This window comes from Falsiroseomonas oleicola, from assembly GCF_019029495.1.
Classification (GTDB): Bacteria; Pseudomonadota; Alphaproteobacteria; order Acetobacterales; family Acetobacteraceae; genus Falsiroseomonas; species Falsiroseomonas oleicola.
This window is the reverse complement of sequence record NZ_JAERQM010000010.1, coordinates 32,427-58,136: the sequence shown is the minus strand read 5'-3', so window position 1 is coordinate 58,136 and position 25,710 is coordinate 32,427. Positions and strand designations below refer to the sequence as shown.

Sequence of the window (25,710 nt, the reverse complement as noted above, 5' to 3'; positions counted from 1 at the left end):
GCTCATGGCCGGCATCGCCATCTTCCTGACCGGCCTCGCCTCGGCGCAGTTCACCATGTTCATCATGGGCCGTGAGATCGACCACCAGACCGAGACCATGGCGGCGGTCTATCTGGACACCCTGTCCTCCGCCGCCGTGCAGGCGCTGGAGACCAACGACATCCCCACCCTCCAGAAGGCGCTTGAACGCGCGCTGGGATTCCAGGTGGGCGTGGTGGACCGGATCATCGCCGTCGGCCTGCCCGACGGCACCATCCTGGCGCGCGCCGGCGCCACGGACGCCGAACCGCCGATGACACGGGGCGAACTGGCCAGCCACTGGGAACCCAGCGAGGGGGGCCGAATCGCCTGGGCACAGCGGGAGGTCGTGCAGAACAACCGGGTGGTGGCCCTGGCCGCCGTGCAACTGGCCTTCCCCGACGTCATCCGCCGGCGGGACGGGCTGCGGCTGCGCCTGGGTTTCGCCTGCCTGCTGCTCGCCGGCTTCGCGGCGATAATGGCCGCCGACCTGGCCGCCCGCCTGATGCAACCGGTGCTGAAGGTCGCCGCCTTTCTGGAGCAGATGACGGCGCGGCAGGAACCCAGGACGGAGGAGCCCCCACCACGCCGCACCGAGGCCGGCCGCCTGGAGGCGGCGCTGGAGCGGTTGATGGGCCATCTGCGGGAACGCGAAGCGCTGGCCGCCCGGCTGACCGAGCGGGAGCGGGTGGCCGTGCTCGGCCGCCTCGCCGCCACGGTGGCGCATGAGGTGCGCAACCCGCTGGCCGGCATGCTCAATGCGATCGACACGCTGCGCCATTTCGGCAGCGACGCGGCCGTGCGAACCCGGTCCCTCGACTTGGTGGAGCGCGGGCTCCAGCAGATCGAGACCGTGGTCCGCACCACCCTGGCCACCCAGCGGCCACCGCCGGAAGCCCGGCCTGTCACGGCCGCCGACCTGGACGACCTGCATGCGCTGGTGCTGCCGGAGGCCCGCCGTCGCGGCGTCGACCTGGCCTGGGCGGTGACGCTGGCCGAACCCTTCCGGACCGATGGCGTTCAGGTGCGCCAGATCGTGCTGAACCTGCTGTTGAACGCCATCGCGGCCACCCCGCCGGGGGGCCAGGTGCTGCTGCGCGCGGCGCGCCAGGGCGATATGCTGCGGGTGCAGGTGGAGGATCAGGGCGGCGGCCTGCCGCCGGCGGCGGAGGGCCTGCTGCTGGGCCTCAGTCCCGCCGGCATCGGCGACGGGCTGGGGCTGGAGGTGGCGGCGCGGCTGGCAGGCAGCCTCGGCGGCCATATCGGCGTCGAGTCCCGGCCCGGTGGCAGCCGCATCAGCATCGAGATCCCCCGCCACCCGGACCACCCGGCATGAGTGGCGCGGCCTCCCTCCTGCTGGTGGAGGATGACGAGGTGCTCGGCACCTCCCTGGTCCAGCGCCTGAACCTGGAAGGCGTGACCTGCTGGTGGGCCCGTACGGCGGCGGAGGGCGAGACGCTGCTGCGCCGCCATCGCCCCTCACTGGTCGTCTGCGACATCCGCCTGCCGGATGAGAGCGGGGAGGCGCTGCTGCTGCGCCTGATGCCGGAGATCGGCGCCACGCCGGTGATCGTCGCCACCGCCTATGGCGAGGTCGCGCAGGCCGTGCGCCTGCTGCGCGCCGGCGCCGACGACTACCTGGTGAAGCCCTTCCCGCCGCAGTTGCTGCTGGAGAAGCTGCGTCTTCTCGGTGCACCGGCGACGGCGGCGCCGCAGGCGGCCGAGGCCGGCTGGCAATCCCCCGCCATGCGCCTGCTGGCCAGCCAGTTGGCACGCCTGGCCCAGGTGACGACGCCCGTCCTGCTGAGCGGCGAGAGCGGCGCGGGCAAGGAGATCGCGGCACGCCGGCTGCATGCGCTGGGCGCCAACCCCGCCGCCCCCTTCGTCGCGGTGAACTGTGCCGCCATCCCATCCGAACTGATGGAGAGCGAGGTCTTCGGCCATGAGCGGGGCGCCTTCACCGGCGCGACGCAGCGCCATGAGGGATTCGCCGAGCGCGCGGCGGACGGCACGCTGTTCCTCGACGAGATCGGCGAACTGGCACCGCCGCTACAGGCCAAGCTGCTGCGCCTGCTGCAGGAACGCAGCTTCACCCGGGTCGGCGGGCGGGACACCCTGCCGCTGCACGCCCGCATCGTCGCCGCGACGAACATCGACCTGCAGAGCAGGCTGGCAGATGGCGGCTTCCGGCAGGACCTGTACTACCGCCTGGCGGTGGTCGAACTGGTGCTGCCCCCGCTGCGGGAGCGGCCGGAGGATCTGTACGGCCTGGCGGAGGCCTTCGCCGCGCATTTCGCGCGCGCCTTCCACCGCCCCGGCCTGACCCTCGGCGCCCCGGCGCTGGAGGCGCTGCTGGACCACCCCTGGCCGGGCAATGTGCGGGAATTGCGCAACCGCATCGAGCGCGCCGCCATCCTGGCCAACCACCCGATCCTGACGCCGGACGACATCTTCCCCGGCCAGGCCGTCACGACCACGACACCCGTCTCGCTGGCCGAGGCGCGCGACCTGGCGGAGCGCGACCACATCCGCCGCGTCCTGGCCCGTTCCGGCGGCCGGGTGGCGGAGGCGGCGCAGCTTCTCGGCATATCCCGCACCACCATGTGGGAGCGCATGCGGCGGCTGAGGCTGGATAGCTGACGACCACCCCATGACCCGGCACCACGTCCGGAATTCCGGACCTAGCACCGGCGCGCCCGTTCGCCGCGCCGAACACCGATCCGGACGGAATCCAGCAAGACACTGATGTTTCTATAAAAACTTCCTGGCACGGGGCTTGATATGGCGATCCCGATGCCGTCGCGCCGGGGCGACGGTCCGCATTCGGGAAGGATCGTAGGATGCAGAGATTTGGGTCGGGCTCGCCCCGAAGCCATGTGGCGCCGGGTGCGCGCCATCCATGAAGACAGCCCGCTTGGACCCGCGCGATGTCATCGGCGGTCTGGTCCTGATCGCCATCGGCGCCGCCGCCCTCGTCATCGCCGATGACTATTCCTTCGGCTCCGCCCGCCGCATGGGCCCGGGCTATTTCCCCGTCCTGCTGGGCTGGATCTGCTGCGCCCTCGGCGCCGCCGTGGTGGCCAAGGGCTTCATCCGCAAGATGTGGGACGACGGGCTGCCCGAAATGCCCTCCCTGCGCGCCGTGCTCGGCATCTCCGCCAGCATCTTCGCCTTCATCCTGGCGGGGGAGCATCTCGGCCTGGTGCCGGCCATCCTGTTGCTGGTGGGCATCAGCGCCCTGGTGGACCGCGGCAACCGGCCGCTGACCGCCGGCCTGCTGGCGGTCGCCGTCGCCATCGGCGGTGTCGCCATCTTCATCTACGGGCTGGGCATCATCTTCCCGCTCTTCACCGGGGGGCGCTGAGCCATGGACGTCTTCGACAACCTGGCGGCCGGATTCGGCATCGCCTTCACGCTGACCAACCTCGGCTATTCGCTGCTCGGTGTCATCGTCGGCAACCTGATCGGCGTGCTGCCGGGGATCGGACCGCTGGCGGCGATCTCGATCCTGCTGCCGATCACCTTCGGGCTGGAGCCATCCGGCGCGCTCATCATGCTCGCCGGCATCTATTACGGCGCGCAATATGGCGGTGCGACAACCTCGATCCTGCTGAACATCCCGGGCGTCGCCTCGCATGCCGTCACCTGCCTGGACGGCTATCCGATGGCCCGCCAGGGGCGCGCGGGCGTGGCGATCTTCACCTCGATGATGTCGTCCTTCATCGGCGCCTGCGTCGGCATCCTCATCATGATGTTCTTCTCGCCCTTCATGGTGCGCGCGGCGCTGAGCTTCGGCCCGGCCGACTACTTCGCCATGATGGCGCTGGGGCTGATCGCGGCCTCCACCCTCGCCCAGGGCTCGGCGCTGAAGAGCATCGCCATGGTCATCCTCGGCCTGCTGATCGGCATGATCGGCACCGATGTGCAGACCGGTCAGCAGCGCTTCACGGGCGGGATCCCGGAACTGTCCGACGGCGTCAACATCGTCGCGGTCGCCACCGGCCTGTTCGGCATCGCCGACATCCTGGCCAATGTGAACCGGCCGCAGGGGTCGATCATCGCGCGCGGGGCGATGAGCATGCGTTCCATGCTGCCGACCATGGCGGAGGTGCGGCGCTGCGTCGCGCCGATCCTGCGCGGCACCGGAATCGGCGCCGTGCTCGGCATCCTGCCCGGCACCGGCGGCACCATCGCCTCCTTCATGTCCTACGCCTTCGAGAAGAAGATCTCGAAGACGCCGGAGCGTTTCGGCAAGGGCACGATCGAGGGCATCGCGGCGCCGGAGGCCTCCAACAACTCCGCCGCGCAGACCGCCTTCATCCCCACCCTCACCCTGGGCGTGCCGGGCGATGCGGTGATGGCGTTGATGCTGGGGGCGCTCATCATCTTCGGCATCCAGCCCGGCCCGCGCTTCCCGGCCGAGCATCCGGACATCTTCTGGAGCCTGATCGCCAGCTTCTGGATCGGCAATCTGCTGCTGGTGATCATCAACATCCCGATGATCGGAATCTGGACGCGGCTGCTGCTGGTGCCCTACCGCATCCTGTATCCGGCAATCCTGTTCTTCGTCTGCATCGGCGTCTACAGCATCAACAACGCGCTGTTCGATGTCGGGCTGGCGCTGGTCTTCGGCCTGCTCGGCTACGGCATGAAGCTGCTGAACTTCGAGCCGGCACCGCTGCTGCTGGGCTATGTGCTGGGCCCGTTGATGGAGGAACACCTGCGCCGCGCCATGCTGCTGTCGCGCGGCGACATGATGGTGTTCATCGACCGGCCGATCAGCGCATCCCTGCTCGGGCTATGCGCTGCGCTGCTGATCTGGACCGTGTGGTCCGCGCTGCGGTCGTCTCGCCGCGTCCACGCGCAGGCCTGACGCCGCGGCCCTCCTCCCCCTGGCGGGGAGGAGGGCCCAACGGCTGTCAGCCGCCGGCCGCGACCAGCGGTTCCCCGACCCGGTCGCGGCCTTCTTCCACCGCGTGGCAGGCCACCATCGTCTCCGGCGTGCCGCGGGCCGGGATCATCTCCGGCCGCTCCGCCTTGCAGCGCGCATCGGCCAGCGGGCAGCGCGGGTGGAAGGGGCAGCCGCTGGGTGGGTTGATCGGGCTCGGCACCTCGCCGCCCACCGGGATGCGCTGGCGGCCGGTCATTTCCAGGTCCGGAATCGCCTCCATCAGCGCCCGCGTGTACGGGTGGCGCGCGGTGGTGAACAGCGTCTCCGCCGGCGCCAGCTCCACCAGCCGGCCGAGATACATGACACCGACGCGGTCGCTGACCTGCCGCACCACGGCCAGGTTGTGGCTGATGAACAGATAGGTCAGCCCCAGCCGCTGCTGCAGGTCCTTCATCAGGTTCAGGATCTGCGCCTGCACCGAGACATCGAGCGCGCTCGTCGGCTCGTCGCATACCAGGAATTCCGGGTTGGAGGAGAGCGCGCGGGCGATGGAAATGCGCTGGCGCTGGCCGCCCGAGAATTCATGCGGGAATTTCTGGCCGTCGAGCGGGGACAGGCCGACCTGGGTCAGCAGTTCGGCCACCTTGGCGCCGATCTCCGCCTTGTCCTTCATCAGGCCGAAGGCGCGGATCGGCTCGGCGATGATGTCGCGCACCCGCCAGCGGGGGTTCAGGCTGGCATAGGGGTCCTGGAAGATCATCTGCATGCGCCGGCGCTGGCTGCTATCCGCCCGCGCCTGCGAAAGATCCTGGCCGTCGAAGATCACGCTGCCGAAGGTCGGGCCGTAGAGGCCGACGACCAGCCGAGCGACCGTGGACTTGCCGCAGCCGCTTTCGCCGACCAGCGACAAAGTGGTGCCCTTTTCGATGGCGAAGGAAATGCCATCCACCGCCTTCAGGCTGCGCCTTCCCTCCCGCGCCAGCACGCGCTGCACCAGGGGGCGGGAGACGTCGAAGTGGCGGGCGACGTTGATCGTCTCCAGCATCGGGGTGCCGATGGGATCACGCATGGCGCGGTGCTCCCTCGGCATAGAGCCAGCAGGCGGCGAGGCTGTCCCCAGCCGGCATCAGCTCCGGCCGCTCCACCCGGCAGCGGTCGAAGACTTTTGGGCAGCGCGGGTTATAGGCGCAGCCAGGCGGGATGGCGGAAAGCCGGGGCATGGAGCCGTCGATCTGCTGCATCCGGTCCAGCCGCCGCCCGACCGGGGGGATGGAGCCCATGAGGCCGGCGGAATAGGGGTGGCTGGCATGGCGCACCACATTGCGCACCGCGCCGATCTCGACGATGCGGCCGGCATACATCACCGCCACGCGATCCGCCGTTTCCGCGATCACGCCCATGTCGTGGGTGACCAGCATCATGCTGGTGCCCTTCTCCCGCGCCAGGGATTTCAGCAGGGCGATGACCTGCGCCTGGATCGAAACATCCAGCGCCGTGGTGGGCTCGTCCGCCACGATCAGCTTCGGCTCCGCGCAAAGGGCCAGGGCGATGACCACGCGTTGGCGCATCCCGCCGGAGAATTCATGCGGGTAGCTGTCGATACGCTGGCTGGCGGCGGGAATGCCGACCAGTTCCAGCCATTCGATCGCCTTGGCCCGCGCCTGGGCCGGGTTCAGCGGCAGATGCGTGACCATCGTCTCGATGAGCTGGGCGCCGACGGTGTAGAGCGGGTTCAGTGTGGTCAGCGGGTCCTGGAAGATCGCGCCGATCTCGCGCCCGCGCAGTTTTCGCAATTCCGAATAGGGAAGATTGTCGATCCGCCTTCCGTTCAGCAGGATCTCGCCGCCGGCGATGCGGCCGGGAGGTTCCAGCAAGCCGATGATGGCCGCGCCGGTCATGGACTTTCCGGCGCCGGATTCGCCCACCACGCCCAGCACCTCGCCCTGCGCGATGCTGAAGGACACGTCGTTCAAAGCCACCAGGGTGCCGCGGCGCGTGGGAAACTCCACGCGGAGGTTACGGACTTCAAGCAGGGGTGCGGTCATTATCGGAGCTTCGGGTTCAGGGCGTCGCGCAGCCAGTCGCCCAGCAGGTTCACGGACAGCACCAGGAGAATGAGGGCAATGCCCGGAAAGATGGTGATCCACCATTCGCCGGAGAACAGGAAGTCATTGCCGATACGGATCAGCGTGCCCAGCGAGGGCTGGGTCGGCGGCACGCCGACGCCGAGGAAGGACAGCGTGGCCTCCGCCAGCACGGCGAAGCCCAGGTTCAGCGTGGCGATGACCAGCACCGGCCCCAACACATTGGGCAGCACATGCGTCACCATGATGCGCGCGCGGGACAGGCCGATGACCCGCGCCGCCTGCACATATTCCTTGTTGCGCTCCACCAGCGTCGATCCGCGCACAGTGCGCGCGAAGGACGGCCAGTTGCTGATGCCGATGGCGAAGATCACGACATAGAGCGCGATCTGGTCATGCACCTCGCGTGGTAGCGCCGCCCGGACAACGCCATCGATCAGCAGTGCGATCAGGATGGTGGGGAAGGTCAGCTTGATGTCGGCGATGCGCATCAGCACCGCATCCACCGTCCCGCCCATATAGCCCGCCGCGAGGCCCGCGGTGATGCCGATGGAGACGGAGAGCAGCACGGCGCAGAAGCCGACCAGCAGCGAGACCCGCGCGCCATACATGATGGCGGAAAGCACGTCGCGCCCCTGGTCATCCGTGCCCAGCAGGTAGTTCGGATCGCCATCCGCCTCCCAGGCCGGCGGCTTGAAGGCGTCCATGAGCTGCAGGGAGGCCAGGTCGAAGGGGTTGTGCGGCGCGATCCAGGGCGCCAGCACGGCGCCGCCGACGCAGATCAGCGCGACGATGGCGGAAGCCACGGTGATCGGCGAACGGGTGAAGGAATACCAGATGTCGCTGTCCAGCGCCCTCTGAATGGCATTCATCTGGGCCATCTCAGTGCGCCCCCTTGCCGCGGCCGATGCGCAGGCGGGGATCCACCGCATAGTACAGCAGGTCGACGATCAGGTTGATGGTGACGAACATCAGCGCGATCAGCAGCAGATAGGCGGACATCACGGGAATGTCGGCGGCACCAACACTCTGGATGAACAGCAGCCCCATGCCGGGCCATTGGAACACCGTCTCCGTCACGATGGCGAAGGCGATGATGGCGCCGAGCTGCAGGCCGGTGATGGTGATGACCGGCACCAGCGTGTTCTTCAGCGCATGGCCGAAATGCACCGCGCGGTTGGTCAGGCCTCGCGCGCGGGCGAACTTGATGTAGTCGGTGCGCAGCACCTCCATCATCTCCGCCCGCACCAGCCGCATGATGAGCGTGAGCTGGAACAGGCCCAGCGTGATGGAAGGCAGGATCAGCGCCTTCAGCCCCGACCAGGTCAGCAGCCCCGTGCTCCAGCCGCCGACATTCACCGTGTCGCCCCGCCCGAAGCTGGGCAGCCAGCCGAGCCAGACGGAGAAGGTGAGGATCAGCAGGATGCCGATGAGGAAGGTCGGCAGCGACACACCGATCAGGCTGAAGGTCAGGAAGAAGCGGCTGAGCCAGGAATTGCGGTAGAGGCCGGTATAGACCCCCATCGGCACGCCGATCGCCAGTGCCAGGAAGGCCGCGCAAAGCGCGAGCTCAAGCGTCGCCGGCGCGCGTTCCACGATGAGCTGCGCGACGGGGCGCGACAGGCGGTAGGACAGGCCGAATTCGCCCTGCGCCGCATTCACCACGAACTTGGCGAATTGCACGAAGAAGGGCTGGTCCAGTCCCAGATCGGCCACCAGCGCATCCCGCTGCGCCACGGTGTAGTCCTGCCCCAGCATGATGGCGACCGGGTCGCCGACATAGGCGAACATCGCGAAGGACAGCAGGGCGACCGTCAGCATGACGGGCAGGGCCTGCAATATGCGGCTGATGATGAAGGCGAACACGGTCCCTCGATACGGCTGGCAGTGATGGCGGCGCCGGCTGGTGCCGCCAGTAGTATTTTGGCCCTCATACACCGGGCACGGCCTTCGGCCGCCTGGCTGCGCCACACAGGCGGCAGCCGCCCCAATCAGTCGATGCGGGCGAAGCGGAAGTAGGGCTGGTTGTTCGCCGCATGCGGGATGGTGAAGTTGCTGCGCATGGCCCAGGGAATCATCTGGTGGTGCAGCGGGATATGCGGCACGTCCTCGCGGTAGATGCGCAGCGCCTCATGGATCGCGGCCATGCGGTCGGCGCCCGACTGGGTCTTCATCCGCTCCACCAGCGCATCCATGCGCGGGTTGGAATAGCCGCCATAGTTCCAGATACCGTCGCCCTGCGCGCCGTTGCGCGTGGCCAGCAGCGACTGGAAGGAATACAGCGCATCCAGCGTCGGCACGCCCCAGCCGAGCAGATAGGCGCTGGTATCCTGGCGCTGGATCTGCGCGAAGAAGGGCGCCAGCGGCTGCGCCTTCACGCTGGTGCGCACGCCCACGCGCGTCCACATCGCCGCCACCGCCTGGCAGATCTGCTCGTCATTGATGTAGCGGTTGTTCGGGCAGTCCAGCGTGATGCCGAAGCCGTTCGGATAGCCTGCCTCCGCCAGCAAGGCACGGGCGCGGGCCTGGTCATAGGGCAGGCGCGTATCCTCGGCCTGGCTGTAGCCATTCACCTGCGGCGGGAAGAAGGTACCGGTGACCACGGACTGGCCGCGCATGGTGGTGCGATGGATCGCCTGGATATCGATCGCGTGGTACAGCGCCTGCCGCACCCGCAGGTCGGCGAAGGGGTTGCGGCCACGCACATCGCTGTATTGCAGTTCCGGCCGCGCCACGTCGAAGGCCAGGAAGATGGTGCGCACCTCCGGCCCTTCCAGCACGCGGATATTCTGCGCGGCGCGCAGGCGGTTCAGGTCCTGCAAGGGCGGGTCGAGCACGAAGTCCACCTCGCCGGACAGCAGCGCCGCGATGCGCGTGGCGTCGGAGGCGATGGGACGGAACTGGATTTCCTGCACATTCGCCCGCGCCGAATCGGGCTCGGCCCAGCCATACCATTCGGTGTTCCGGCGCAGCACCGTGCGCACGTCATTCTCCCGGCTCGCCAGGCGGAAGGCGCCGGTGCCGTTGGTGTTGCGGGTGGTGTGCATCTCCTCCCGCGCCCGGGTGTTCTGCGGGCGAGTGGCGCCGTTCGCCTCGGACCAGGCCTTCGACATCATGTAGACGGAGGCGAATTTGTTCGGGAGGATCGGGTCGGCGATGCGGGTCACCACGTCGACGGTGAACTCATCGACCTTCACCGCTTCCTGCACCGTATCGACATAGATGCCGAAGTTGGAGGTGGGCTGTCGCGCCCGCCCGATGCTGAACACCACGTCGTCGGCGGTGAAGGCCTCGCCACCGTGGAACTTCACGCCGGGCCGCAGCACGAAGCGCCAGCGGGTGGGCTCGACCTGGGTCCAGGACAGCGCCAGGCCCGGGCGCAGCGACAGGTCGGCGTTGCGGTGGATCAGCGGGTCATAGATCTGCTGGAGCACCATGGTGACGGTGCCGACATTCTGGCTGTGCGGATCCATCGTGTTCGGATCGCCCGCCGCCGCCCAGCGCACCGTCTGGGCCGAGGCCCCACCCATGCCCGGCGCCATGACGCCAAGCGCCATCACCGCGGCCGCGGCCAGAAGCAACCTTCTCATCCCAGATACCCCCTGCTTGAAGGGCGACGGGTCGTTGCGCCCGCCTGCCGGAAACCTGCCTGTCAGACCATGGTCCATATCGTGCCGCGAAGGGCTTCGGAAGCCCGATCTCAGGTCAGGGGCTTGGCGCTAGGCGCCGAGGACCCCTTCCCTGCCCATTCCCGCAGCAGGGTGAAGCCGACTGCCAGAAGAACAGGCCCCAGGAACAGCCCGAGGATGCCAAACCCGATCACCCCGCCGATCGCCCCCAGCAGCGTCAGCAGCAAGGGCAGGTCGGCGCCGCGGCTGATCAGCCAGGGCCGGATGACGTTGTCCACCGACGATATCCCAGCGGCGCCGTAGACCCCCATGAACAGCCCCCAGCCCGTCTCCCCCTGGGTGAAAAGCCAGATCGTGGCCGGCACCCAGACCAGCGGCGCCCCCACCGGCAGGATGGAGAGCACGCCGGCCACCACTCCGAGCAGCACCGGCTGCGGCACGCCGGCGATCCACAGCCCGAAGACGGTCATCGCCCCCTGCACCACCGCCGTGCCCAGCAGGCCATAGACCACGCCGCGCGTGACATTGCCGGTCAGCAGGATCAGCCGCCGCGTGCCGGGACCGGCCATCTTCTCCATCACCGCCTCGGCCTGGGCCGCCATGGCGGGACCGTCGCGGTAGAAGAAGAAGGCCAGGAAGATGGCCATGATGAGCTCGGCGATGCCCGAGAGCAGCGCCAGAAGCACCGCCAGGGCATTGCTGGCGATGCCGCCCGCATAGGGGCTGATCGCCTCGAACAGGCCGGCAAAGGTGGAATCCCAGCCGCTCATCAGCCCCCGGATCGGCTCCCCCACATAGGGAAGACCGCCGAGCCAGGTGGCGAGGCTGGGCAGGCCAGTGACCAGCAGGCTCTCGAAGGAGCTGCGCAGCCCGTCGATCTCCTCCCGCGTCGTCGGCGTGGCGAAGACCAGAGGCAGGGCGATCAGCACGAATTCCGCCAGCACCATCACCAAAGCGGCGCTGCCGGGGCCGAGGCCCGTCTTCTCCCGCAGCATGCGGAAGGCGGGCCAGGTCGTGTAGGTCAGGATCACCGCCCAGAGCAGCGCGGAGATGAAGGGCCGCATCACCCAGAAACAGCCCAGGCCGAGCGCGAGCAGCGCAACCAGACCGAGCAGGCGGGCGGGGCGGAGGGTGTCTTGGCTCATCGGGGATTCCAGCCTGGGAATCGAGACTTAGCGGAAGCCCGAGCCGCGCGCACGCATCCTCCGCCCCAACCCCGCACCGGGCCGGCGGGCTTGCCGGGCGCGGGGGGCCAAGGCATCACCCCCGTCCGGGATCACCGGAGGGGAAGGAGACCGCCATGCCGCGTTTTGCCGCCAATATCTCGCTGATGTTCACCGAGCTGCCATTCCTCGACCGCTTCGCCGCCGCCGCCAAGGCCGGCTTCAAGGCGGTGGAATTCCTGTTCCCCTATGACTTCCCCGCCGCCGAGATCGCCACCCGGCTGAAGGACAACGGCCTGTCCCAGGTGCTGTTCAACGGCCCGCCCGGTGACTGGAGTCAGGGCGAGCGCGGCCAGGCCGCCCTGCCCGGCCGCCAGGCGGAGTTCAAGGAAGGTTTCCGCAAGGCGCTGGACTATGCGGCGGCGCTGGAATGCCCGCGCATCCATGTCATGTCCGGCCTGGCGCCGGCCGGCGTGCCGCATGACGCGATGACCGCGACGCTCGCGGCCAACCTCGCCTGGGCGGCGGAGCTGGCCGCGCCCGCCGGTGTGAAGCCGGTGATCGAGCCGATCAACCACCGCGACATTCCCGGCTTCTTCCTGAACACCACCGACCAGGCCGCCGCCATCATCCAGGCGATCGGGGCGGAGAAGGTCGGCATGCAGTTCGACCTGTATCACTGCCAGATCACCGAGGGCGACATCGTCAAGCGGGTGGAAAAGCACCTGCCGCTGATCGCCCATATGCAGGTGGCCGACAATCCCGGCCGCAACGAGCCCGGCACCGGCGAGGTGAACTGGCCCTTCGTCTTCGACCGGATCGACGCGCTGGGCTTCCGGGGCTGGATCGGCTGCGAATACCGCCCAGCCGGCGAGACGGTGGCGGGCCTCGGCTGGTTCAGCCCCTACAAGGGCTGAGCCATGCCCGCCCCCCTGCACCCGCAGGAGGATCTGCTGCTGGTCGTGGACCCGCAGCCGACCTTCATGGATCTGTGCCCCGACGAGCTGCCGGTGCCGGGGGCGGAGGCGGTGATCCCGGTCATCAACCGCATCCTGGCCGGGCCCATCGCGCGGGCCGTGGTCACGCAGGACTGGCACCACCCGCGGCACCTGTCCTTCGCCTCCCAGCACCCCGGCCGCGCGCCGCTGGACCAGGTGGAGACCCCCTACGGGCCACAGGTGCTGTGGCCCGACCATGGCGTGCGGGCCACGCCGGGCGCGGCGATCCATTCCGCGCTGGACCAGGCCAAGGTCGTGCTTGTGCTGCGCAAGGGATTCCGTCCCACGATCGACAGTTATTCCGCATTCCGGGAAAATGACCGGAAAACTGGGACGGGCCTCGCCGAATGGCTGCGGGCCGTGGGGGTGCGGCGCCTGTTCATCGCCGGCATCACCCGCCCCTACTGCGTCGACTGGACCGCCGAGGATGCCGCGGCCCTCGGCTTCGAGACCTGGCTGGTCGAGGATGCCTGTGCCCGGCTCGGTCCCCTGGAGGCCCTCGATGCCAGCCGCCGGCGCCTGGCCGCGGCCGGCATCCACTTCACCACCGCCTCCGCCCTCATCTGAAACCTCTGGAGACCTTCGCAATGAAAATCGGATTCATCGGCCTCGGCATCATGGGCAAGCCCATGGCACTCCATCTCAAGGCCGCGGGCCATGAGGTCTGCGCCCCCGACCGCGCCAGCCTGACCGCCGAGTTGCGGGAGGCGCTGACCATCCTGCCGGATGCCAGCGCGGTGGCCGCGGCGGCGGAGGTCATCATCCTGATGGTGCCCGACACCCCCGATGTGGAAGCCGCGCTGTTCGGCGCCGGCGGAGTCGCGGCCGGCCTCGCCCCGGGCAAGCTGGTGATCGACATGTCCTCCATCAGCCCGACCGCCACCAAGACCTTCGCCGCCAAGGTCGCGGAGAAGGGCTGCGACTACCTCGATGCCCCGGTCTCCGGCGGCGAGGTGGGCGCCAAGCAGGCGACGCTGACCATCATGGTTGGCGGCAGCGAAGCGGCCTTCGAGCGGGCCAAGCCCTTGTTCGAGGCCATGGGCAAGAACATCACCCTGGTGGGCGACACCGGCGCCGGCCAGACCTGCAAGGTCGCCAACCAGATCATCGTCGCCCTGACCATCGAGGCGGTGGGCGAAGCCCTGGTCTTCGCCAGCAAGGCGGGGGCGGACCCGGCCAAGGTACGGCAGGCGCTGATGGGCGGACTTGCCACCTCACGTATACTTGAACTTCACGGTGAGCGGATGATCAAGCGCACCTTCGCGCCGGGATTCCGGATTGAGTTGCACCAGAAGGACCTCAACCTGGCGCTGCAGGCGGGCAAGGAACTGGGCGTCGCACTGCCCAATACCGCCTCAACTGCCCAGCTTTTCGCCGCCTGCGCCGCGCTCGGCGGGGCCGCGTGGGACCATTCCGGCATGGTCAAGGCCTTGGAAACACTTGCCGCGCACAAGGTGGCACCCGACGCCTGAGGCAAATCGGCGCCACGAGGATGGCAGGACGCGGCGGCATGCCCCCGCCGCGTCAGCCTGACGCGACGGCGCCCTCCAGGGTTGTGATGAATGACAATTTTCACAACCATGAGGCGTTATGACTCCGCAATGACCACCATTTTCCCGTGCTTTTCGCGTTGCCTTGAGCGCCGCCGTCCCGCATTTTAGCGCCAGCCGCACGATCCGTGAGATTCTGTCTCCCCGATCGTGGTTGTATCTGGATCAATGGACCTACGGGGGATTGCATGCGTTTCGCGGACATAGGGCAGCAACTGCGCGCCTACCGCCTCGAATCCGGCCTCCGGGCGGAGGAGATCGCGGCACGCCTCGGTGTCTCCCGCGCCGCGCTGTACCGGTATGAGAAGGGCGAGGTCATCAAGCTGGACACGATCCGGCGCCTCGCGGAGCTTCTGAAGATTTCGCCGCTGTCGCTGCTCGGCATCGGCGTCGAGTATTTCGCCCGCCCCCTGGCCTTCCAGGAACGGCTGCGCCAGGTGGAGGAGCAGGCGGATCAGATCCTGATCGTCGGCGGCGCCTTCTGCTACCAGACCACCACGGATGCCTTCGACGGCGCCGTCGGCGAGGCCTGGACCGAGGCCGCGGATGCGGCGCCGGAACGCCTCCAGGCGCGTGCCAGCGCCGACCAGGCGCTGGGGCTCCTCTCGGCCCGCAAGCGCCTGCATGCGGCACGCCGCCCGACCATCATCGCCATCCTCGGCGAGGCCGCCCTGCGCCGCTTCCTGCAGGATGGCGTGGCCGCCGGCCTGCCGGTGCCGGAACGCACCCGCCAGCGCTGCCTGGCGGCGGCGCGGGCGGAGGCGGAGGCGATCGCCGCGATGATGGAAAGCGTGCCGATCGGCGTGCAGATCGGCCTCGCCTCGGGCGTCGAGCCCACCGGCGGCTTCATGGTGCTGCGCGGGCGGGAAAGGGCGCATGTCGTCTCCTCCCCCTTCCCGGCCGATACCCCCCCGAATGGCGGCCTCGGCGTCGGCTCCATCACCGCGGCGGATGAGGCGGTGGCGGCGCATCAGCGCGTGGCGGAAGTCGCCTGGCGCGACGCGATGAAGGGTGCGGCCGCGGCGGCGCGGGTGCGGGAACTGATCCGCGCCAGCGGCGGCTAAGCCGCGGGGCTTGGCGGGATCTCCCGCCGGGCCTCCACCACCTCCTCATCCTCCGGGCTGCGCCGGGTGGTGAAGCCGAGGGCGCGGATGAAGGCGAGCATGGGGGCGTTGTCGGCCAGGATCTGGCCGACGATGTGGCGCACCCCCTCCGCCTGCGCCCAGTCGAACAGGCGCTGCATCAGGTGCCGACCGAGGCCCTGGCCCTTCATCGCCGCATCCACCACCACGGCGAATTCCGCCGTCTGGCCATCTGATTCCCGGATCAGGCGGGAGATGCCGAGCATGTCCTCCGACCCATCCGGCCGACGGCGCATGGCGACAAAGGCGATCTCGCGGTCGTAGTCGATCTGGGTCAGCCGGGCGATCTGCACCGGCGGCAGTTCCCGCATCTGGCTGAAGAAGCGCCAGCGCACATCCTCCGGCGTCAGGCGGCGGAACATCTCGGCATGGGCCTCGGCATCCTCCGGCCGGATCGGCCGCACCAGCAGCGTCTCGCCCGACCGTGCCTGCCAGGGTGCCGACAGCTCCTCCGGATAGGGTGGCACGGCGAGCATGGCCTTGCGGCCCGCCGGGCGCAGCCGGCAGGAGGCATCGGCCGCCATCACCCCACCGGCCGAGGCGAAGAGCGGATTCACGCCGAGGCTTTCGATCTCCGGAAAATCCACCGCGATCTGCGAGAGGCGCACCAGCGCACCCGCCACCGCATCCAGATCCACCGCCGCATGGTCGCGATAGCCCGCCAACAAGGGCGCGGCGCGGCTGCGGCCGATCAGCGCGCCGGCCAAAGCGTGGTTCAGCGGCGGCAGGTCGAAGCCCTCATCCCGCAGCAGGTCGGCCGCGGTGCCGCCCAGGCCGAAGCCGATGAAGGGGCCAAACATGGCGTCGTCCCCCAGTCGCATGCGCAGCTCCTGCGCCCCCTGGGCCTGGCGTTGCACCAGGAAGCCGGTCAGCCGCGCCCCAGGCCGTTCCCGCGCCACGCGGTCCAGCATCGCCTCCGCCGCCTCCCGCACCGCGAGGCGGCTGCGCAGGCCGAGCACGACGCCGCCGACCTCCGTCTTGCGGGCGATGTCGGGGCAGCGGAGTTTCAGCACCACCGGGAAGCCCAGGGCCTGCGCCGCCGCCTCCGCCCCCGCCACATCGGCGGCGACCTGCCCGGCCACCACCGGGAGCCCATAGGCGGCGAGCAGCGCCAGCGCCTCATCCTCCGCCAGCGACAGCCTTCCCTCCGCCCGCACGGCGGCCAGAATGCGCTGCACGGCGGCGCGGTCCGGCTGCAGGGCGAGCACCTGGCGGCCGGGGAGTTCGGCGGCGGCGGCACGGTTCTGGCGGTCCTTCAAAAGATGCAGCGCGCCGCGCACCGCGGCCTCCGGCGTCGCGAACACCGCCAGCCCGGCGGCGGCCAGGGCGCCGCGCTGGGCGCCCGCCGTGGCCTGGCCGGACCAGCAGACCAGGATCGGCGCCGCCCGGGTCGCCTTGGCGGCGGCGGAGAGGGTGGCGGCCAGCAGCGCCGCATCCTCCCCGGCCTCCGGCGCATGCAGCGCCACCACGGCATCCACCTGGCGGATGCCGGCCAGCATCATCGCCGCCTCCCCCAGCCCGGTCGCCGCGCCCGGCCCCAGGATCAGCGGATTGGCGCCGGACCAGCCAGGGCGCAGGCCGATTTCCAGCGCCTGCATCGCCTCCGCCGGCAGGGTCGCCAGACGCGCCCCACCTTCCAGCACCGCATCGGCCGCCAGCAGCCCGAGCCCCGTGGAATTGGCCACCAAAGCGATGCCCGCCCCCGGCGCCACGCCTGTGCCGAGCTTCACCCGCGCCAGCGTCTCCGCCGCTGAGAGCAGGTCGTCCAGCCCCGTCACCCGCAGCACGCCGGCCCGGCGCAGCGCCGCTTCCATCACCGCATCGGCGGTGCCGGAGGGGTCGGCCAGCCGCCCCCCGGCGCGGATCGCGACCACCGGGCGCATCCGCGCGGCGGCGCGGGCGGCGGAGATGAACATGCGGCGGTTCTTGATGTGGCGCAGTTCCAGCAGGATGGCGCCGGTGCCGGGGTCGCGGGACAGCCAGTCCAGCGCATGGGCGAAGCCGAGGTCGTCATTCTCGCCGATGCCGATGACATGGCTGAAGCCGACCGCCTCCGCCTCCGCCCAATCAAGCACCGCGCGGCTGAGGGCGGAGGATTGCCCGACCAGCGCCAACCGCCCGCGCCGGGGCGGCAGATGCGACAGCGAGGCGTTCAACCCGATGCCCGGCACGCAGATGCCGAAGCTGCCCTGCCCCAGCGCGCGCACGCCCGTGCGACGGCTGGCGCCGGCGAGGTCCGGCGCCGCGCCCGGCACCACCACGGCATGGCAGCCTCGGGCGGAGAGCGCCGCCATGGCGGGCTCCACCAGCCCTGGCGCCACGGACAGCACGGCGAGGTCCGGCGCCTGGGCCAGGCCGGCGATGCCCGCCACATCCCCCAGCACCATCAGGCTGCCGCTGAATCCGCCGGATTCGAGGTTGTGGCGGATGGGCGCGGAGGACGGCACGGCGGGATCGGCCACCAGCACCACATGGCGCGGCCGGTACAGGGCCTGTTCGCGGAAGCGCACCGCGGAATGGTGGGAGAGGCTGGAGGAAAGGCTCATTGTGCAATGCAACATGGGGCCGTGACGGTCGCGCCGCAACGCAAGGGGGCTTGGCAGCCGCCGTCTTCCCGCCTTCGATAGCGCGGAACCGATGAAGGGAGCCACAATGCCCGCCCAAGACCCCCGCTGGGACCCGGAAATGCTCGCCTTCAACGCGATGATGGAGGCGGAGGGCGCCAAGCAGCCGCCCATCACCCTGACCCTGCCGCTGGACACCGCTCGGGCGCTGACCGAGGCAATGAACATCCCCCTGACCGAGGGCGGCCCGGTGATGGCCGAAAGCGCCGATCGCTGGCTGCCGATCCGCGGCCGCCGGCTGCTGTGCCGGCTGCACCGCCCGGTGGAGGGCACGCTGCCCGTGCTGGTCTATCTGCATGGCGGCGGCTGGGTGTGGAACAGCATCGACACGCATGACCGGCTGATGCGCGAATACGCGGCCTCCGCCGGCTGCGCCGTGATCGGCCCGGACTATGCGATGAGCCCGGAGGCGCCCTTCCCCCAGGCGGTGGAGGAATGCGCGGCCGTGGTGCGCTGGGTGGCGACGCAGGGCGCGGAATGGGGGCTGGACCCGGCGCGGATCGTGCTCGGCGGGGACAGCGCGGGGGCGAACCTGGCGATGGGCGTGGCGCTGCTGCTGCGGCGGACCGATCCGGGGCTGCGGCTTTCGGGGCTATTGCTGAATTACGGGGTGTTCGACGCGGACTTCGAAACGCCGAGTTATCGGGAATTTGCCGATGGCTATTTCCTGACGCGGGAGAAGATGCGGTTCTATTGGGACTGCTACGCGCCACGCCATGCCGACCGGCTGAACCCGGTGGCGAGCCCCCTCCGCGCCGATCTGCGCGGACTGCCGCCCTGCCTGTTGCATGTGGCGGAGCTAGATGTGCTGGCTTCCGAGAATTTGGCGATGGGCGATGCGCTGCGGGCGGCGGGGGTGGAGGTGGAGCAGGAGGTGTTTGCGGGGACGGCGCATGGGTTCTTGCGGGCGCTGAACCATGTGCGGGCGGCGCGAAGGGCGGCGGCGGGGGGTGGGGAGTGGCTGAGGAGGGTGTTGGGGTGAAATGCGGAAATTTGCCCTTCGGCTAGCTATTTTCACCACGAATGGCTTTCGAATTAAGTCTGGCCCCAATGAGCGACTCGATAATTTTATCTTCGATGGCGCTCAGGTTATCCTCCTTCAAGATATGAACGTTATTCTTGCGCCCGATTAAAGTGAGGTCTGCCCTTGAAAGCCTCAAACTAGCCAGAAAACCGCGACCCTCGCCACGATCACTAATTTGCATCAATTTGCTGGTGACCAAATCCAAATCAGAGCGCAGGTCAAGATTTTTTTGAGCCTTGGAAGACTGCCTCCGGCCGCTACTAGGTTTTTTTTCGAGCGCCTCAGCAACCGCGCGGACCTCTGTAGAATCGCTGCGTTCTATAACATCCGCTATCGCACGAAGCAGTCTAACGATCTCGGGCGTGCTCATATCTAGATTCCTATTTTTCCAGCGAATTCGGTTGTAACTTCTTCCAGGCCATCGACAACACTTCGGTGGCTGTAGTTATTGTGGGAGGTCAGAACAACCGGGACGCCGTATTCGGGCGCCCCAGCGAAAAGGGTGTCATTTTTTTTGATATAAGCCTTAAACACTGGCAGTTTTGCACCTCGGGTGACGCGTGCGATATAATTGCGCTGAGCTGAAATCGGCTGCCCTCCATATTCCTGGATCATTGTAAATACAACCCCCATAACTGCCGGTTTTATAATAACATCCGCAGAAGATGTGTCCACCGCGATATACTCGTTATAGTCAGATATCAGCCCCCTGATGCTGCGGATCAAATAATCAATTCCAAGCGTTGAAAGTTCATCAGGTCGAGTCGGAACAAGTATAAAATTACTTGCTATGATAGCAGTCTTGGTGACAATATTAAAATTAGGAGGGCAATCTATCAACACAACATCATATTCGTGATCTTCGGCCAATTTCGCAAATCCATCCGCAAGCCTACGATGCACACTAATGAAATTCCGCTTTGACTGAGTTAAATTCGCCCCACCGAGACTAGTGGCAAGTTCGAGGTCGACATTAATTAAGCCTAAATGGCTAAAGATAATATCTAACCGCCCCCTCCCCGCTAATTTTTGCTGTATACGCAGCGGCGAGGTAATTAAAGAATCTAGACGAATCGGAGCGCCGCTATCATGGGCATCAAACCAAGCTTTAATTGTTCCGCTCGCTTCATAATTGGCACTCCATTCATCCGGCCTAATAAAAGAAAATGTCAGACTTGCCTGCGGATCCAGATCAACCAGTAAAACACGCTTGCCTCGCCACGCCAGCTCCGCGCCCAAATTAGCGGTGAGGGATGTCTTTCCGACACCACCCTTATAATTGATGATTGATACGATCTTCATGTACACGCCTCCATTCTTAAAACAACATAGCGCGCCATATTTTCTTTCGCCAGTCGCAATGATGGTGCCCGGTAAATTTTCCCGGAAGATGATACTTCAGGCCTTTAACAGTGACCTAGTTGCCACTGAGAATAAGAGAAACATATATTAGACATTCAGTATATATCGCTTCACCTCGCTAAGACGCCCCCTTCGGCGGCCCATGCACCGTCACAGCCCCCGCCTCCCCCACCCAGCCCTCAATCTCCACAAGGCAAGACTGCGCCGCCGAGCCCTGTCCCAGCCGCGATGTCCCCACATCCTGTGTCAGCACATTCGCATTCCCGTGCAGGCAGGCGCTGTCCGTCGCGCCCGGCCGTTCGGGGTTCCACCAGGCGCCGGTGGCCATGGCCACCACGCCGGGGCGGATCGCCTCCGTCACCTCGACCCCCGCCGCCACCGCGCCGCGGTCGTTGAACACCCGCACCACCTGGCCATCCACCAGCCCGCGCGCCGCCGCATCCGCCGGGTTCATGCGCAGCCGCTCGCGGCCCTGGATCTTGTCCGCCGCCGCCACCCGGCCGCTATCCAACTGCCCATGCAGCCGCGTCGCCGGCTGGAAGGACAGCATATGCAGCGGGTATTTCGCGGCCAGCTTGCTGCCGAGATATTCAGTTGGCTCGTGCCACACCGGGTGGCCCGGCGTTTCGGCATAGCCGAAGCTGGCAATGGTTTCGGAAAAAATCTCGACCTTGCCGGAGGGGGTGTTCAGCGGGTTCGCCTCCGGATCGGCAGCGAAATCCGCGAATTGCACGAAATCCGTCTCCGGCGCCGGAATCTCGACATGGCCGGTTTCCCAGAAGGTCTCGAAATCGGGCACCACCACGCCCTGCTTGGCGCAGGCTTGGCGCCAGCGGCCATACATGTGCTGCAGCCAGGCGCTTTCGTCCCGCTGCTCCGTAAAACTGTCCCGGAATCCCGCCGCCTCGGCGAGGTCGGCAAAGATATCCACATCGTTGCGCGCCTGCGCCACCGGCGCGATCGCCTGATGCATGGCGCGGACAAAGCGGTCGCGGGAGGAGCTGGCGATATCGTTGCGTTCCAGCGTCGTCGTCGCCGGCAGCACGATATCGGCGTGACGCGCGACGGAGGTCCACCAGGGCTCCGCCACCACCACCGTCTCCGCCCGGTTCCAGCCGCGCAGCAGCCGGCCGAGGTCCTGATGGTGGTGAAAGGGGTTGCCGCCGGCCCACCAGATCATGCGGATATCGGGCAGCAGCAGGTCGCGGCCATTGTACTGTAGAATCTCGCCCGGCCGCTCCAGCAGCTCCGTCACCCGCGCCACGGGGATATAGGCGCCGCAGGGGTTGCGCACCCCGGGGCCGGAGACGGAGGGAAGTTCCTGCCGCGGCGTGCCCATGCCGTTGATGCTGCCATAGCCGAAGGCAATCCCCTGCCCCGGTCTGCCGATGCCGCCCAGCATCGCCGCGAAGGCCACCAGCGCCCACCAGGGCTGCTCGCCGTGTTCGGCGCGCTGGATGGACCAGGTGGCGGTCAGCATGGTCGGCGCGCCGGCGGCTTCCAGGGCCAGGCGGCGGATGGTCTCGGCGGGCACCTCGGTGATGGCGGCGGCCCAGTCGGGGGTCTTCGCCACGCCATCCACCTCCCCCATCACATAGGCGCGGAAGCGGTCGAAGCCGGTGGCGCAGCGGGTGAGGAAATCCGTATCCTCGCGCCCCGCCGCGATCAGCACATGCGCCATGGCGAGGATCAGCGCCGCATCGGTGTTGGGGCGGATCGGCACCCATTCGGCACCGAGGAAATCGGCCGCATCGCCGCGGAAGGGGCTGATATTGACGAAGCGCACGCCGGCCTCGGCCGCCTGCTTCATCAGCGGCACATATTCATGCGCGCCGCCGCCGCCCGCCGTCACCAGCCCGTTCTTCAGCGGCAGCCCGCCGAGGCACAGCATCAGCTTGGTGTTGCGGCGGATGCTGCCCCAGTCGGTAACGCGGCCCTGCACGACCTCATTGGTGCCGAGGATATGGGGCATCAGCGTCATGCCGGCGCCGTAGGAGTAGTTGGTCACCTGGCTGGTGAAGCCGCCGCCCAGGCCGAGATAGCGGTGCAGCTGTGTCCGCGCATGGTGGTAGCGCCCGGCGGAGGACCAGCCATAGGACCCGCCGAGGATCGAGGGTGCGCCGTGTTCCGCGCGGATGCGGCCGGTTTCCTCCGCCACGATGCGCAGCACCTCGTCCCAGCCGACCGGCACGAAGTCATCGCCGCCGCGCGCCGATCCGCGCCTTTCGCCGCGCAGCCAGCCGGCGCGGATATAGGGGCGGTCGATCCGCGCCTTGCCATGCACCGCATCGGGCATGGAGGACAGCAGGCTGCCGGGAAAGGGGTCGCGCGCGAAGGGGCGGGCCTCGACGAAGCGGCCATTCTCGACGATCGCGTCGAAGGCGCCCCAATGGGCGGAATGCGGCTTGATCTCGGTCATGTGTCGGTTCCCGTGCTGCCTGCAATCTGCCGCCGGGCGCGGGCCGGGGCAACCGTCGCGACCCTATCGCGACGCGTTGCGCTTCCACTTGGCCGAAAAGGGTCTAGGCTTCGCGCTCCAGGACACCTGCCCGAGGATCGACCAGCGCCATGACGCCCCCCGCCAACGCGGCCCGCAATTCCAACGCCGCCCGCGACATCGCCCATGTCATGCACCCCTACACGGACCAGCGCGCCCATGCGGTGAACGGCCCGGTGGTGATCACCCGCGGCGAGGGCGTGCGGGTCTGGGACGACCAGGGCAAGGAATATATCGAGGCGATGGCCGGCCTCTGGTGCGCCTCGCTGGGCTTCAGCAGCAAGCGGCTGGCGGATGTGGCGCATCAGCAGATGCTCAAGCTGCCCTTCTACCACGCCTTCACGGCCAAGTCGCATGAGCCGCTGATCGACCTGTCGGAGATGCTGATCGAGCGCGCGCCCTGCCCGATGAGCAAGGTGTTCTATGCCAATAGCGGGTCGGAGGCGAACGACACCGCGGTCAAGATGATCTGGTACTACAACAACGCCATCGGCCGCCCGCTGAAGAAGAAGCTGATCGCGCGCCACAAGGCCTATCACGGCATCACCGCCGTGGCGGGGTCCCTCACCGGCCTGCCGGCGAACCACAAGATGTTCGACCTGCCGGTGTCCGACCGCTTCATCCATGTCTCGACGCCGCACCACTACCACGGCGGACTGCCCGGCGAGTCGGAGGAGGATTTCGCGACGCGACTGGCCACGGAACTTGAGGAGACGATCCTGCGCGAGGGGCCGGAGACCGTCGCCGGCTTCTTCGCGGAACCGGTGATGGGCGCCGGCGGCGTGATGGTGCCGCCCGCCACCTATTTCGCCAAGATCCAGGCCGTGCTGCGCAAGTACGACGTGCTGTTCGTGGCCGATGAGGTGATCTGCGGCTTCGGGCGCACCGGCAACTACTGGGGCTGCCAGACCTTCGACATCACGCCGGACATCATCACCTGCGCCAAGGCGCTGTCGGCCTCCTTCCTACCGATCTCGGCCATCATCATCAACGACAAGGTCTTCCAGGGCCTGGCGGATGGCTCCGCCACCATCGGCACCTTCGGCCATGGCTTCACCTATTCGGGCCATCCGGTCTCCGCCGCCGTGGCGATGGAGACGCTGAAGATCTACGACGAGATGAACCTGGTGGAGCATGTCCGCACCGTCGGCGCGCATATGCAGAAGGCGCTGCGCGACCGCTTCGAAGGCCATCCGCTGGTCGGCGAAGTGCGCGGCGTCGGCATGGTCGGCGCGGTGGAACTGGTGGCCGACCAGGCGACGCGGAAGAACTTCGACCCCTCCGTCAAGATCGGCCCGCGGCTTGCCAAGGCGGGTGAGGCCGAGGGCGTGATCCTGCGCGGCCTGCCGAACGACGCCATGGCCTTCTCCCCGCCGCTCATCATGCAGATCGACGATATCGACCGGATGGTGGAGCGCGCCGGGCGGGCGCTGGATGCGGTGACGGTGCAGCTGCGGCGGGAAAGCCTGACGCTGGTCTGAGGCACCTCAGGTGGCGGGCCTGCGATGGGTCGAGAATGCGTTGGTGGCCCCCTGCTCGGGGCTCCAGCGCGACAGCCAGATGCGCTGGCAGGTCGATGGCGGTGTCTTCGATGCCGAAGGCGCCCTCGTCGACAGCAGTCGCCACCTTGGCGACCTGGCCATGAACATCCAGCCCGCCGAATGTCGGGGTGAGGATCTGCCGGTGCAGCCTGGACGCTACCTGTTCGGCGGCTGGCTGCAGCGGCATTTCGGGCATCAACTGACCACGCTCGGCCGGCTCTGGGCGCTGCGCCAGTTGCAGAACGGGATCGACGGCGTCGTCTTCCTGCGCCTGCCGGACCACACCTTCCGCAATCCCGCCGGCAGCCCGCACAAGCTGCCGGCGGTGGTCGACATGCTGGCCTGCTTCGGCATCGGCGGGCCGCGGCGGCCGCTGCTGATGGTGGAAACGCCCACCCGCTTCGCCCATCTCGCCATGCCGGACCAGATTCTCTTCGCCCAGCCCGAGACAACGGCGGAGGACAATGCCGAATACCTCGCCATGCTGCGGCAGATGCGGGAGTCGCGGCGGGTGCGGAAGGGGCTGGTGCTGCCGCGCCTCTACGTCTCCCGCCGCCGGCTGCCGGAGCAGCAGGGGCGCGACCTGTTCGAGGACATGTTGGAGGAGAACCTGATCGGCGAGGGCTATGCCATCCTCTACCCCGAGCAGATGACGGTCTCGGAGCAGGTTGCCGCCTATGCCTGCGCCCGGCAGATCGTCTTCTCGGAAAGCTCGGCGATCCATCTCGGCATTGGTCAGGTCGAGGCGGACCAGCGCATCGCGGTGATCGCACGCCGGCGCCCCCTGGCGGCGAGCCTGTCGCGCGAGATCGCCGCCGCAGGGCTGCGACAGGCCCGGGTGATCCAGGCGACGCGCGGCGCGGTGATGGCGCTCCAGGACGGGCGAGTGGATGCCTATGCCAGCTTCACCGGGCTCGCCCTGACCGATATGGCCCAGCTTCGCGACGAATTGCGCGAGGCCGGGCTTTGCCGCGGCACGGATTGGCAATTGCCGACCGAGGCGGAGATCGAAGGCCGCGTCGCCGAGGCCATCGCCGCCCGCCAGGCGCTATGGCCCGAGCGCGTGGCGCGCTACGTCACGGCGCAGGAAATGCTGCCGGGCTCACGGCCCGTGGCACCCGCGATCCAGCCCACGCCACAGCCAAGCGAGGCCTGAGGCAGGGCCAGCAAGCATTGCGGGGGCCCGC

At 68.1% G+C, this 25,710-nt stretch carries 21 protein-coding genes; 11 read left to right on the top strand and 10 right to left on the bottom strand.

Features of this window, described 5'->3' with window-relative positions; genetic code table 11:
* Positions 1–4: 4 nt before the first annotated feature.
* From JJQ90_RS24330 to JJQ90_RS24315, 4 genes are all read left to right on the top strand, one after another.
* Positions 5–1,354 (top strand): sensor histidine kinase, encoded by a 1,350-nt coding sequence (locus tag JJQ90_RS24330; RefSeq protein WP_216878890.1) that lies wholly within the window; start codon positions 5–7, stop codon positions 1,352–1,354.
* Complete coding sequence (locus JJQ90_RS24325) at positions 1,351–2,658, top strand: sigma-54-dependent transcriptional regulator (RefSeq protein ID WP_216878889.1); 1,308 nt, start codon at positions 1,351–1,353, stop codon at positions 2,656–2,658. Before JJQ90_RS24330 ends, JJQ90_RS24325 begins: the two co-directional genes overlap by 4 nt.
* Before the next feature lie 259 nt (positions 2,659–2,917).
* Positions 2,918–3,382: a tripartite tricarboxylate transporter TctB family protein gene (locus tag JJQ90_RS24320; protein WP_216878888.1), complete on the top strand. Its 465-nt coding sequence runs from the start codon at positions 2,918–2,920 to the stop codon at positions 3,380–3,382.
* A gap of 3 nt (positions 3,383–3,385) precedes the next feature.
* The gene (locus tag JJQ90_RS24315; RefSeq protein ID WP_216878887.1) at positions 3,386–4,891 is read left to right on the top strand and encodes a tripartite tricarboxylate transporter permease; all 1,506 of its coding nucleotides are present in this window, start codon (positions 3,386–3,388) and stop codon (positions 4,889–4,891) included.
* A 46-nt stretch (positions 4,892–4,937) separates the two neighbouring features.
* Here the strand turns inward: JJQ90_RS24315 and JJQ90_RS24310 are convergent, their stop codons facing one another.
* The 6 genes from JJQ90_RS24310 to JJQ90_RS24285 all read right to left on the bottom strand — a co-directional run bounded on the left by JJQ90_RS24310 (position 4,938) and on the right by JJQ90_RS24285 (position 11,767).
* Positions 4,938–5,978, bottom strand: a complete 1,041-nt coding sequence (locus JJQ90_RS24310; RefSeq protein WP_216878886.1) for an ABC transporter ATP-binding protein — start codon at positions 5,976–5,978, stop codon at positions 4,938–4,940.
* Entirely contained in the window at positions 5,971–6,954 is a 984-nt protein-coding gene (locus JJQ90_RS24305; RefSeq protein ID WP_216878885.1) for an ABC transporter ATP-binding protein, read from the bottom strand. Before JJQ90_RS24305 ends, JJQ90_RS24310 begins: the two co-directional genes overlap by 8 nt.
* On the bottom strand, positions 6,954–7,865 hold the full coding sequence (locus tag JJQ90_RS24300; protein WP_230410955.1) for an ABC transporter permease: 912 nt from the start codon (positions 7,863–7,865) through the stop codon (positions 6,954–6,956). The genes JJQ90_RS24305 and JJQ90_RS24300 overlap by 1 nt, the downstream gene beginning before the upstream one ends.
* Positions 7,866–7,875: 10 nt before the next feature.
* Positions 7,876–8,859 (bottom strand): ABC transporter permease, encoded by a 984-nt coding sequence (locus JJQ90_RS24295; RefSeq protein WP_216878883.1) that lies wholly within the window; start codon positions 8,857–8,859, stop codon positions 7,876–7,878.
* Positions 8,860–8,984: 125 nt separating this feature from the next.
* A complete protein-coding gene (locus JJQ90_RS24290; protein ID WP_216878882.1) occupies positions 8,985–10,583 on the bottom strand; it encodes an ABC transporter substrate-binding protein in 1,599 nt (532 codons plus the stop codon).
* A gap of 110 nt (positions 10,584–10,693) precedes the next feature.
* On the bottom strand, positions 10,694–11,767 hold the full coding sequence (locus JJQ90_RS24285) for an AI-2E family transporter (protein ID WP_230410954.1): 1,074 nt from the start codon (positions 11,765–11,767) through the stop codon (positions 10,694–10,696).
* A 155-nt stretch (positions 11,768–11,922) separates the two neighbouring features.
* Between JJQ90_RS24285 and otnI the strand changes: the two genes are divergently transcribed.
* The 4 genes from otnI to JJQ90_RS24265 all read left to right on the top strand — a co-directional run bounded on the left by otnI (position 11,923) and on the right by JJQ90_RS24265 (position 15,397).
* Positions 11,923–12,702: a 2-oxo-tetronate isomerase gene (gene otnI / locus JJQ90_RS24280; protein WP_216878881.1), complete on the top strand. Its 780-nt coding sequence runs from the start codon at positions 11,923–11,925 to the stop codon at positions 12,700–12,702.
* A gap of 3 nt (positions 12,703–12,705) precedes the next feature.
* Positions 12,706–13,350 (top strand): nicotinamidase, encoded by a 645-nt coding sequence (locus JJQ90_RS24275; protein WP_216878880.1) that lies wholly within the window; start codon positions 12,706–12,708, stop codon positions 13,348–13,350.
* A gap of 20 nt (positions 13,351–13,370) precedes the next feature.
* A complete protein-coding gene (locus tag JJQ90_RS24270; protein WP_216878879.1) occupies positions 13,371–14,255 on the top strand; it encodes a 2-hydroxy-3-oxopropionate reductase in 885 nt (294 codons plus the stop codon).
* 266 nt (positions 14,256–14,521) lie between these two features.
* Positions 14,522–15,397 (top strand): helix-turn-helix domain-containing protein, encoded by an 876-nt coding sequence (locus JJQ90_RS24265; protein ID WP_216878878.1) that lies wholly within the window; start codon positions 14,522–14,524, stop codon positions 15,395–15,397.
* Here the strand turns inward: JJQ90_RS24265 and JJQ90_RS24260 are convergent.
* A complete protein-coding gene (locus JJQ90_RS24260) occupies positions 15,394–18,021 on the bottom strand; it encodes a bifunctional acetate--CoA ligase family protein/GNAT family N-acetyltransferase (RefSeq protein WP_216878877.1) in 2,628 nt (875 codons plus the stop codon). The genes JJQ90_RS24265 and JJQ90_RS24260 overlap by 4 nt on opposite strands.
* A gap of 106 nt (positions 18,022–18,127) precedes the next feature.
* Between JJQ90_RS24260 and JJQ90_RS24255 the strand changes: the two genes are divergently transcribed.
* A complete protein-coding gene (locus JJQ90_RS24255) occupies positions 18,128–19,081 on the top strand; it encodes an alpha/beta hydrolase (protein ID WP_216878876.1) in 954 nt (317 codons plus the stop codon).
* 22 nt (positions 19,082–19,103) lie between these two features.
* Here JJQ90_RS24255 and JJQ90_RS24250 read toward each other — a convergent pair whose 3' ends face one another.
* From JJQ90_RS24250 to JJQ90_RS24240, 3 genes are all read right to left on the bottom strand, one after another.
* Positions 19,104–19,493 (bottom strand): hypothetical protein, encoded by a 390-nt coding sequence (locus tag JJQ90_RS24250; RefSeq protein WP_216878875.1) that lies wholly within the window; start codon positions 19,491–19,493, stop codon positions 19,104–19,106.
* Positions 19,494–19,495: 2 nt separating this feature from the next.
* A complete protein-coding gene (locus JJQ90_RS24245; RefSeq protein WP_216878874.1) occupies positions 19,496–20,425 on the bottom strand; it encodes a ParA family protein in 930 nt (309 codons plus the stop codon).
* A 178-nt stretch (positions 20,426–20,603) separates the two neighbouring features.
* A complete protein-coding gene (locus tag JJQ90_RS24240; RefSeq protein WP_216878873.1) occupies positions 20,604–22,904 on the bottom strand; it encodes a molybdopterin-dependent oxidoreductase in 2,301 nt (766 codons plus the stop codon).
* Positions 22,905–23,053: 149 nt separating this feature from the next.
* On the opposite strand from JJQ90_RS24240, the gene JJQ90_RS24235 reads away from it, so the two are divergent.
* Complete coding sequence (locus JJQ90_RS24235) at positions 23,054–24,463, top strand: aspartate aminotransferase family protein (protein WP_216878872.1); 1,410 nt, start codon at positions 23,054–23,056, stop codon at positions 24,461–24,463.
* Between the two features lie 10 nt (positions 24,464–24,473).
* Positions 24,474–25,679, top strand: a complete 1,206-nt coding sequence (locus JJQ90_RS24230; RefSeq protein ID WP_216878871.1) for a glycosyltransferase 61 family protein — start codon at positions 24,474–24,476, stop codon at positions 25,677–25,679.
* Positions 25,680–25,710 lie beyond the last annotated feature (31 nt).

What these genes read in the sequence shown, in the direction of transcription:
- JJQ90_RS24300 (WP_230410955.1), bottom strand. Translation starts at nt 7,865, where the DNA reads ATGAATGCCATTCAGAGGGCGCTGGACAGCGACATCTGGTATTCCTTC.
- JJQ90_RS24320 (WP_216878888.1), top strand. Translation starts at nt 2,918, where the DNA reads ATGAAGACAGCCCGCTTGGACCCGCGCGATGTCATCGGCGGTCTGGTC.
- JJQ90_RS24240 (WP_216878873.1), bottom strand. Translation starts at nt 22,904, where the DNA reads ATGACCGAGATCAAGCCGCATTCCGCCCATTGGGGCGCCTTCGACGCG.
- JJQ90_RS24270 (WP_216878879.1), top strand. Translation starts at nt 13,371, where the DNA reads ATGAAAATCGGATTCATCGGCCTCGGCATCATGGGCAAGCCCATGGCA.
- JJQ90_RS24250 (WP_216878875.1), bottom strand. Translation starts at nt 19,493, where the DNA reads ATGAGCACGCCCGAGATCGTTAGACTGCTTCGTGCGATAGCGGATGTT.
- JJQ90_RS24245 (WP_216878874.1), bottom strand. Translation starts at nt 20,425, where the DNA reads ATGAAGATCGTATCAATCATCAATTATAAGGGTGGTGTCGGAAAGACA.
- JJQ90_RS24260 (WP_216878877.1), bottom strand. Translation starts at nt 18,021, where the DNA reads ATGAGCCTTTCCTCCAGCCTCTCCCACCATTCCGCGGTGCGCTTCCGC.
- JJQ90_RS24325 (WP_216878889.1), top strand. Translation starts at nt 1,351, where the DNA reads ATGAGTGGCGCGGCCTCCCTCCTGCTGGTGGAGGATGACGAGGTGCTC.
- JJQ90_RS24285 (WP_230410954.1), bottom strand. Translation starts at nt 11,767, where the DNA reads ATGAGCCAAGACACCCTCCGCCCCGCCCGCCTGCTCGGTCTGGTTGCG.
- JJQ90_RS24305 (WP_216878885.1), bottom strand. Translation starts at nt 6,954, where the DNA reads ATGACCGCACCCCTGCTTGAAGTCCGTAACCTCCGCGTGGAGTTTCCC.
- otnI (WP_216878881.1), top strand. Translation starts at nt 11,923, where the DNA reads ATGCCGCGTTTTGCCGCCAATATCTCGCTGATGTTCACCGAGCTGCCA.
- JJQ90_RS24255 (WP_216878876.1), top strand. Translation starts at nt 18,128, where the DNA reads ATGCCCGCCCAAGACCCCCGCTGGGACCCGGAAATGCTCGCCTTCAAC.
- JJQ90_RS24235 (WP_216878872.1), top strand. Translation starts at nt 23,054, where the DNA reads ATGACGCCCCCCGCCAACGCGGCCCGCAATTCCAACGCCGCCCGCGAC.
- JJQ90_RS24290 (WP_216878882.1), bottom strand. Translation starts at nt 10,583, where the DNA reads ATGAGAAGGTTGCTTCTGGCCGCGGCCGCGGTGATGGCGCTTGGCGTC.
- JJQ90_RS24330 (WP_216878890.1), top strand. Translation starts at nt 5, where the DNA reads ATGGCCGGCATCGCCATCTTCCTGACCGGCCTCGCCTCGGCGCAGTTC.
- JJQ90_RS24315 (WP_216878887.1), top strand. Translation starts at nt 3,386, where the DNA reads ATGGACGTCTTCGACAACCTGGCGGCCGGATTCGGCATCGCCTTCACG.
- JJQ90_RS24275 (WP_216878880.1), top strand. Translation starts at nt 12,706, where the DNA reads ATGCCCGCCCCCCTGCACCCGCAGGAGGATCTGCTGCTGGTCGTGGAC.
- JJQ90_RS24310 (WP_216878886.1), bottom strand. Translation starts at nt 5,978, where the DNA reads ATGCGTGATCCCATCGGCACCCCGATGCTGGAGACGATCAACGTCGCC.
- JJQ90_RS24265 (WP_216878878.1), top strand. Translation starts at nt 14,522, where the DNA reads ATGCGTTTCGCGGACATAGGGCAGCAACTGCGCGCCTACCGCCTCGAA.